Source organism: Aneurinibacillus thermoaerophilus (assembly GCF_900099925.1).
GTDB lineage: Bacteria > Bacillota > Bacilli > Aneurinibacillales > Aneurinibacillaceae > Aneurinibacillus > Aneurinibacillus thermoaerophilus.
This window is the reverse complement of the sequence record NZ_FNDE01000100.1, coordinates 1-1134: the sequence shown is the minus strand read 5'-3', so window position 1 is coordinate 1134 and position 1134 is coordinate 1. Positions and strand designations below refer to the sequence as shown.

The 1134-nt window shown below is 47.7% G+C and carries 2 protein-coding genes; both read right to left on the bottom strand.

Going from position 1 to position 1134, the window contains the following annotated elements; genetic code table 11:
- A partial coding sequence (locus tag BLR88_RS18865) for a DnaB-like helicase N-terminal domain-containing protein (protein WP_139185048.1) occupies positions 1-674 on the bottom strand: 674 nt, incomplete at its 3' end.
- A 5-nt stretch (positions 675-679) separates the two neighbouring features.
- The coding region (locus BLR88_RS18860; protein ID WP_139185047.1) for a DnaD domain-containing protein at positions 680-1134 on the bottom strand (455 nt) is incomplete at its 5' end.

Here is a 1134-nt window from a genome sequence, read left to right as displayed (position 1 = left end):
ATCCGGCTTAAATTTTGCGCCAGTGCCGTCTTCCCATGTCCGCTCTGTGCTGCCAGCAAAATCAAATCTCCGCCACGCAGGCCCATAAACGTATCATCCAGCGACGGGAATCCCATCACACGGCCACCCGCCAGCGTATGGGATAGGCGAATGCCATACCCTTCTTCCGGCTTTTCAAACCGCTGCTTGAATTGCTCCAATCCTTCTTTGGCGTAGTCCTTTGGTGCGATGATATCCTCGCGACTATCTTCAAACGAAATTGTGCCGATTCCCTTCTCCATTACGCTTGAGATATCTTCAGCTGTGGCACTTGGCTCTTGCGTCATTTGCACGGCTTTGGTTGCGATATAGTAAAACTGGCGCTTGCGATATGTCTCGGTTAAATCGCGCAACTGATGCTGAAAAGCCTGCATCCCATTCCACATTTGGTCGGCTTGACGGACAAGCGCCTTTTCTTTCGTGTCATCAAGTCGCTTCAGCACAGCTTGTACATCCGGACGTGCTGTTGCTGATAAATCTACCAGTAGCCGAAACACTTTCTGCGTAACGTCGTAGTAAAAATAATCCTCATCAGCAATGGACATCACTTCATCCAGTGCTTCCTCGCTGTTCATCATTGCGCCAATAACGCTCATTTCTGCCTGCTGATCGGTCGGTACTTTTGTTTCCCCCATGCTGTTTATCCTCCCATTTCAAGCAAATCAATCGGTTCCCGTTCAACAACAGGTTTTTCTTTCAGCTCTTCATTACGTACAACGTGTAAATGCCTATGTTTTGGTTTTGCTTGCTCCTGTTGCTTACGCGCCTGGAACGCCTGCTTTTTCTCTTCAAACTGCGCAACTGTCCGAACATTCTCCCTCAAGCATGCTTGCAAAACTCTCTCAACATAACTCCATGAGCGTTTTTCATGTACCGCTGCCTCACGAATAGCAGCAATCATAATACCGTCCGGCTCGTCAAAGTATTCGCCACTAAGCCAGTCCAACATGTTGTCCCGAATCATATCGGTGAACCTGCCGATTTCCTGCTCATACACCGAAATCGGATTTTCCTCACGCGTATGCGCATGATGAGGATTATGATTATTTAGTTTAGTTTTGTTTAATAATGGGTCACTACTGTGGACACCATTGC